Genomic DNA, 6000 nt, shown 5'->3' on the forward strand with positions numbered 1-6000 from the left:
GAGTCGGGTGTTCACGCCTCGCAGTCGCGGTTCCAGCGGGGCTGTCCGGTGCGGACAGCGGTGTGGAGAGCGCCAGCAGTTCTACCGCGAATGAGTGACCGCAGGGAGCGAGTGAGCGGAGGTTTTTGATGAACCTTTTTGCGAGGAGAGGTGCGCGAGCGCACCCGACGAAGTAAAAAGGTTCAGCCGAACATCTGGCGCATCATGGGATGCATCTCCATGAGCTGCTCCTCGGCGATCTCCTCGTAGAGCTTGTAGGTGATCGAGACCGTGAGTAGCAGGCCCGTCCCGCCGACGGTCCCGATGGTGCCGAGCATGTTCGCGCCGACCGCGAGCAGCCCCACCAGAGCCCCGCCGATCACCGTGACCTGCGGGATGTAGCGTTCGAGCACTTTCTCGATCACGCCGGGGTTCTGGCGGAAGCCGGGGATCTGCATCCCGGAGTTCTGGATCTGCTTGGCCGTCGACTCGGGACCCATGTCGGCGGTTTCGACCCAGAAGATCGCGAAGATCGCGCCACCGATCACCATGAACGTGAGATCGACCCCGACCCGGAGCGCGACCTGCCACGCCGCCTGGCTCGCTCCGAGCCAGTCCTGTGGGGTGTAGATCGGCGCGAAGTAGTAGAACAGCCCGCCGACTGGCTGGCCGTCCGAGTAGACGCCGATCCATGCCGGCAGACCGAGCTGGGAGTTCAGGATCCGGCCGAGGAACTGGATGTTGGCCTGGACCGCGCGAACGAGGATCATCGGCAGGACGCTCGCGTAGATCAGCTTCACCGGGAATCGGCCGCGTGCGCCCTTGACCCGCGCGTGGCTCAGCGGGATCTCGACTCGAACGCTCTCGGCGTACACCACCACGACGAAGATCAGGACGGTGGTGAACAGCGCCACGAGCTCGCCCTCCCCGAGCAGCAGCGTCTGGAGGCCCGAACTGGTCAGCGGTGAGACTTCGATCGAACCGGTCAGAATCCCGAACCAGCTCGCGAAGAAGCCGTCGGAACCGACGAGCCCACCGACGAGCCGCTGGCTCACGCCCGCGATGATGAACAGTCCGATCCCCGAGCCGACGCCCCACTTCGAGATGACTTCGTCCATGAACAGGATCAACACCCCGCCGACGAAGATCTGGGCGAATATCAGCCACTGCACGCCGACGAGACCGAGCCCGGTCGACTGCGCGACCGCTTCGCTCGCCGGCAAGAACCCGCCCGCGAACACGTACGGCAGTCCCGTGACGCAGATCATTACGATCACGAGGAACTTCTGGAGCCCCTGATAGAGGATCTGATCCCGCGGGTCTGAGGTGTCGAGTCCGAGCAGGTTGGCCCCGCCGAGGAGCTGGAGCACGATGCTCGCGGTCACGATCGGCCCGATCCCGAGCTGGAGGATGCTCCCCCGGCCTACCGCGAGGATCGAGCTGAACTGCCCGAACGGGTTCCCTGCCTGACCCGTCTGGAGGCCGTAGAGTGCGACGTTCGTCAGGAAAAAGTACAGAACGAGCACTCCGGCTGTCCACCCGAGCTTGCGTCTGAAGGGCACGTGACCCTCCGGCTGCCGGACCGTCGGCATCCGCGTCAGGACCGGCTCGGCGGTCTCCTTCCAACCCATTTTCGCGACCTCAGGACTCCGCGGTTGTAGCTTCTTCGTCTGACTCCTCGTCGTCGTCCTCGCGGGCGGCGAGGCGTTCCTCGCCGCGGTCGCTCAGGACGGCCTCGCCGCCCGCGCCGTCGAGCAGGTCGCGTGCGCTGTCCGAGAACGTGTCGGCGGTCACCGTCAGCGACTGGCGGACCTGGCCGCCGCCGAGCACCTTCACGACGTCGGCCTCGTGGCCGTCCTCGACGACGTCACGCGCGTCGAGCCGGTAGCCGTCCTCGGTATCCTCGGCGAGATCGTCGGCGGCGAACAGCGCCGCGTCCTCGTCGAGTTCGCGCACGTCGATCGTACGGATGTCCTCTTTGACCTTCTCCGGGCGGTCGAACCCGTGTTTGCCGAGCGGTCCGTAGTTGTGGAACTCGTGATCGTCACGCCCCGCGCGCCCGCGCCCGCCCCGGTGGCCGGCCCCGCGTCGGTTCTTGTGGGAGCCGCCGCCGTGGGTGCGCGACCCGCGCTGGCGTCGTTTCTTGCTTGTCATTGTTGTAATCCGTGAACCGCGTGATTACCGCATCGCCGTCAGCAGCGCGTCGATGCCGTCGGTGTCGTGCTTGCCGAGCTCGCCGCCCTCCGGCGTCGGGTGTTTGACGCCATCGTGCCCGCCCCGTGGCGGGTGGAGTCGGAGCGCGGGGACGAGCCCCGCCTCCCGCAGCGTGGTCTCTTCCGCGAGCAGCGCTGCCGCGAGCCCCGCGATGTCGTCGTGTTCGGTGTTGTCTGCTACCCACTCATCGTCGATTGCCCCCGATCCCTCGTCGGGCTCGCCACGACTCCGGATGGTGCGTTCGAGCACCGCCTGGCTCGGCTCGCCGAAGGCCACATAGTCGTTGACCTTCGTGATCATCCCGCGGTAGGTGTCGGTCTCGGGCACCAGCGCACAGTGGTTGGTGCTGTGGACGTTGAGCATCGTGAGGGTGTCGCGAACCTCCTGGCTCATGTTGACTTCGCCGCGGAGCTGAACGAGCGCTTGCATCACTCGATCACCTCCCGCTTGCGGCGGGTTTCTGCGGGAACTCTGGCCTCGCCGGTCGCTCGGAGCGCGTTGAACGTCGCCTTCGCGAAGTTCACCGTGGTTCGGGTCGTCCCCGACGAACGCGTCCAGATGTCCTCGATGCCCGCGAGTTCGAGGATCGAACGCGCGGTCTCCCCGCCCGCGAGCCCGAGTCCTCGGGGGGCCGGTCGGAGCTCGACCTCGACGCTGCCCGCCTTTCCGCTGGTGCGAAGCGCGACGGTGTGGGGGCGGCCGCAGCCACACTCCCACGACCCGCAGCCCCGCGAGACGTTGACGACGTTGAGCTTCGCGATCCCGATCGCCTTCTGGATCGCCGAGCCGACCTGATCGTCGCGGCCTTCCGCATACCCAACGTAGCCGTCGCGGTTGCCGATCGCGACCACACACCGGAACTTCACCCGGCGGCCGGAGTCGGTCATCCGCTGGACCATGTTGATGTCGAGGACGTCGTCCTCGAGGCCGGGGAGGAGCTGGTCGGTGATCTCGGGCTCCTTCAGCGGGAGCCCCGAGTTCAGCGCCTCGCCCATCGTAGTGATTTCCTCTTCGGCGACCTGTTTGCCGAGCCGCGTGCGCGGCTCCCAGCCGCGTCTACTCATCGGTCCCTCCAAGCTCGTGATCGAATTCGTCCATGATCGTGGTTCTGATCTCCTCGAAGTGTGCCGGCAGTTCGGTCGCGTCGAACTCACCGGAATACAGCTGTTCGTCCCGGCTCTCGGCGTACTCCGCGACGTGCTCGCCGCTGGTGCGCGACCAGTCAGCGAACACCGACTCGTTGTGCGGAACGTCGAGGCCGGCGTCGATCGCGCCCTCCTGGATCGCGAACACCTTGCTGCCCGGCGTCGCGGTGTTGAGGCCGATGTCGAGTACGGCCTGGTCGACGTCGGTATCTCGCGCGCGCAGTCCGGCGAGCAACCCCGTGAGGTACGCACTCGGCAGGTTCCCGGTGGGAGCCTCCCAGCCGTACTCGGCGAGATCGGCCGAACTCGCGCTCGCGTGCGTTTGGTCGCCGTCGGGGCCGGGAGTCACCAGCTGCGCCCTGACGTGGCGGTTGCTCTTGCGAGCAACCAGTCGGGGTTTGCCTGATTTCAACAGGCGCAACCGCTGATGGTAGTCCGTCCGGACCTCGCGCCGGCGGCGCATCGGAACGTTGTATCGTGGTCCTGTTGCCATTGTTATTCGTCCTCGATCGTCACGTCGTACTCGTTCGTGGCGAACGTTTCTAACCTGTCGACGCTGTCGAACTCGCCACCGCCCGCCTTGTCGTAGAGCGCGCGGTACTGGGTTCGATCGAGCGTCCCGTCGGCGCGCAGCTCCTTCAGCCGGCGGCGCTGGGCCCGAATCCGCGAGACCCACGCGTCCTTGCTGTTCTCACGGGCTCCGGCGGTCCCCTTCCGCGTGCCGGGGCCGCTGCGGTGGCCGGCGGCGCGCTTTTTGTCACGCTCGCGCGCGCGGCCTCGTGAGTTCGATTTCGCCGCCTTCGATTCGATGGTTCCGTTGGCGACCTGCTCGCGGATGTCCTCGCGGGTGATCGCCTCCGCGATCTCGCCCTGGGCCTCGGGATCGAACCAGACGCGGTTCTCCCCGCAATCGAGCACGTCCGCGGCCAGTCGCCGCTGTGCGGTCAGATCAGTCATCCTCTGTCACCTCGACTTCGACGTAGGTCGGGTTGAGAACCCGAATTCCGTCGTCTTCGGCCTGTTCTTCGATGCGTTCGCGCTTCCGGCCGCCGACCGTCGACCCGATCCGCACCGCCTCGGTGTCGCTGTCGACGCCCTCCAGATCGTCCGTGTTCTCCACACGGACCTCCTCGAACCCGCTCGGGTGACGGCCCCGAACCGGTTTCGCGGTTCGATAGCCCGCCTCGACGGTCGCGCCCTTGCCCTTGACGCCCCGGCGCTGTTTCGAGAGCGTCCCGGTGGGTCGTCGCCACGAGGTCGAGACTCGCTTTTTCATGTGGTGGTTCTGCCGGTTGAACGCCGGTCCCGGGTTGCGTCGGCGCTCGGCGAGGAGGCGACCCTCCTCGTCGTCGAGGTCCGGGGTCTTATCGGCGAGACCGCGCGGCTGGAGTTCCGTCTCGACGTCCTCGTCCGCTTCGGGTTCGGTCTCGTCTTCGACCTCGGTCTCGGTCTCGTCGGCGACTTCGAGACCACCGACGTCGGCTTTGATCCGTGCGGCGAGTGCGTTGCCGATCCCTTCGACATCGGCGAGGTCTGACTGCTCGGCCCGGCGAACGTCGTCGACGGACTCGAAGCCAGCCTCGCGGAGGGTGTCGGCCTTCGCGTCGCCGACACCGCTGACGTCGGTGAGATCGTCCGGAACCTCGTCGCTCTCGTCGTCAGCCGTCGTGTCGGTTTCGTTGGCTTCCGCAGCCTCGTCGACGTCGAGTTCGTCGACGTCGGCCTTGATCCGCGCGGCGAGTGCGTTGCCGATGCCCTCGATCTCGGCGAGGTCGTCCTGATCGGCGTCGCGGAGGTCCTCGATCGTCTCGAAGCCCGCGTCGCGGAGGTCGTCGGCCTTCTCGTCGCCGACGCCGTCGATCGCCGCGAGGTCGCGTTCGTTTTCGACGTCAGTTGCCACCGGCGGTCACCTCCGCTTTCCCCGGCTTCTCGGTGATGTACACGCCGTCCTGGAACACCCGTGTGTCCTTGCCGCTGACGCGGGTGAGCTGTTCGATGTCCGCAGCGGTCTGGCCCACGTCCTCCTTGTTCGGTCCGGAGAGCGTGACCAGCTCGTCGTCGATCTCGATCTCGGTGTCGCCGTGGACCGGCGTCCGGCGCGGCGCTTTCTCACCGAGGAAGTTCTGGATCACGACGTCGCCGTCCTCGGCGCGGACCTGCATCGGGAAGTGAGAGTAGAACACTTCCATCTCGTAGGTCCAGCCGTCGATTACACCGTGGATGGCGTTCGCGATGTGGCTCTTGAACGTGGTCGTGGTCGCGGTCGTCTTCGCGTCGTCGGCGTCGCTCTCGATCACGACCTCGCTGTCTTCGACTGCGACGGTGATGTTCGGGAACCACAGCCGGCGTGTGACGCTGCCCTCTGAACCGGAGACCGTGACGTCGAAGCGGTCGACTTCGACGGTTACGTCGTCCGGGATTGGTAGTCGTTCTTCTGTCATTGGTGATCAGTAGACGTACGCGAGCACCTGGCCACCGAAGCCCTGCTCGCGTGCCTCGTAGTGGCTCATCACGCCGTGGCTGGTCGTGACGATCAGCGTGCCGTAGTCCCGAGCCGGGAGGAACCGCTTCTCCCACTTCTCGAACTCGTCGGCCCCCGCCGAGTAGCGGGGTTTGACGGTGCCACAGCGGTTGATTGCGCCGTTCAGTTCGACCTCGAACT

Annotated in this window: 9 protein-coding genes; all 9 read right to left on the minus strand. The window is 66.5% G+C overall.

The features are described 5' to 3' along the window. Nucleotides 1-182: 182 nt before the first annotated feature. Nucleotides 183-1610 carry a preprotein translocase subunit SecY gene (secY, locus tag C450_RS17235; protein ID WP_005045584.1) on the minus strand — a complete coding sequence of 476 codons (1428 nt, stop codon included), beginning with the start codon at nucleotides 1608-1610 and terminating at the stop codon, nucleotides 183-185. 10 nt (nucleotides 1611-1620) lie between these two features. Beyond that, nucleotides 1621-2133, minus strand: a complete 513-nt coding sequence (locus C450_RS17240) for an uL15m family ribosomal protein (protein ID WP_005045587.1) — start codon at nucleotides 2131-2133, stop codon at nucleotides 1621-1623. Between the two features lie 24 nt (nucleotides 2134-2157). Beyond that, nucleotides 2158-2622 (minus strand): 50S ribosomal protein L30, encoded by a 465-nt coding sequence (gene rpmD, locus C450_RS17245; protein ID WP_005045588.1) that lies wholly within the window; start codon nucleotides 2620-2622, stop codon nucleotides 2158-2160. Next, the gene (locus C450_RS17250; RefSeq protein WP_005045590.1) at nucleotides 2622-3257 is read right to left on the minus strand and encodes a 30S ribosomal protein S5; all 636 of its coding nucleotides are present in this window, start codon (nucleotides 3255-3257) and stop codon (nucleotides 2622-2624) included. Before C450_RS17250 ends, rpmD begins: the two co-directional genes overlap by 1 nt. Further along, nucleotides 3250-3831 carry a 50S ribosomal protein L18 gene (locus C450_RS17255; protein ID WP_049910365.1) on the minus strand — a complete coding sequence of 194 codons (582 nt, stop codon included), beginning with the start codon at nucleotides 3829-3831 and terminating at the stop codon, nucleotides 3250-3252. The genes C450_RS17250 and C450_RS17255 overlap by 8 nt, the downstream gene beginning before the upstream one ends. A 2-nt stretch (nucleotides 3832-3833) precedes the next feature. Next, entirely contained in the window at nucleotides 3834-4295 is a 462-nt protein-coding gene (locus C450_RS17260) for a 50S ribosomal protein L19e (RefSeq protein ID WP_005045593.1), read from the minus strand. Next, nucleotides 4288-5238 carry a 50S ribosomal protein L32e gene (locus C450_RS17265; protein ID WP_005045595.1) on the minus strand — a complete coding sequence of 317 codons (951 nt, stop codon included), beginning with the start codon at nucleotides 5236-5238 and terminating at the stop codon, nucleotides 4288-4290. The genes C450_RS17260 and C450_RS17265 overlap by 8 nt, the downstream gene beginning before the upstream one ends. After that, complete coding sequence (locus C450_RS17270; RefSeq protein ID WP_005045596.1) at nucleotides 5228-5779, minus strand: 50S ribosomal protein L6; 552 nt, start codon at nucleotides 5777-5779, stop codon at nucleotides 5228-5230. Before C450_RS17270 ends, C450_RS17265 begins: the two co-directional genes overlap by 11 nt. A 6-nt stretch (nucleotides 5780-5785) precedes the next feature. Beyond that, nucleotides 5786-6000: 30S ribosomal protein S8 (gene rpsH / locus C450_RS17275; protein WP_005045598.1), on the minus strand; the 215-nt coding region annotated here is incomplete at its 5' end.

This window comes from Halococcus salifodinae DSM 8989, assembly GCF_000336935.1.
GTDB lineage: Archaea > Halobacteriota > Halobacteria > Halobacteriales > Halococcaceae > Halococcus > Halococcus salifodinae.

What these genes read in the sequence shown, in the direction of transcription:
- secY (WP_005045584.1), bottom strand. Translation starts at nt 1,610, where the DNA reads ATGGGTTGGAAGGAGACCGCCGAGCCGGTCCTGACGCGGATGCCGACG.
- C450_RS17240 (WP_005045587.1), bottom strand. Translation starts at nt 2,133, where the DNA reads ATGACAAGCAAGAAACGACGCCAGCGCGGGTCGCGCACCCACGGCGGC.
- rpmD (WP_005045588.1), bottom strand. Translation starts at nt 2,622, where the DNA reads ATGCAAGCGCTCGTTCAGCTCCGCGGCGAAGTCAACATGAGCCAGGAG.
- C450_RS17250 (WP_005045590.1), bottom strand. Translation starts at nt 3,257, where the DNA reads ATGAGTAGACGCGGCTGGGAGCCGCGCACGCGGCTCGGCAAACAGGTC.
- C450_RS17255 (WP_049910365.1), bottom strand. Translation starts at nt 3,831, where the DNA reads ATGGCAACAGGACCACGATACAACGTTCCGATGCGCCGCCGGCGCGAG.
- C450_RS17260 (WP_005045593.1), bottom strand. Translation starts at nt 4,295, where the DNA reads ATGACTGATCTGACCGCACAGCGGCGACTGGCCGCGGACGTGCTCGAT.
- C450_RS17270 (WP_005045596.1), bottom strand. Translation starts at nt 5,779, where the DNA reads ATGACAGAAGAACGACTACCAATCCCGGACGACGTAACCGTCGAAGTC.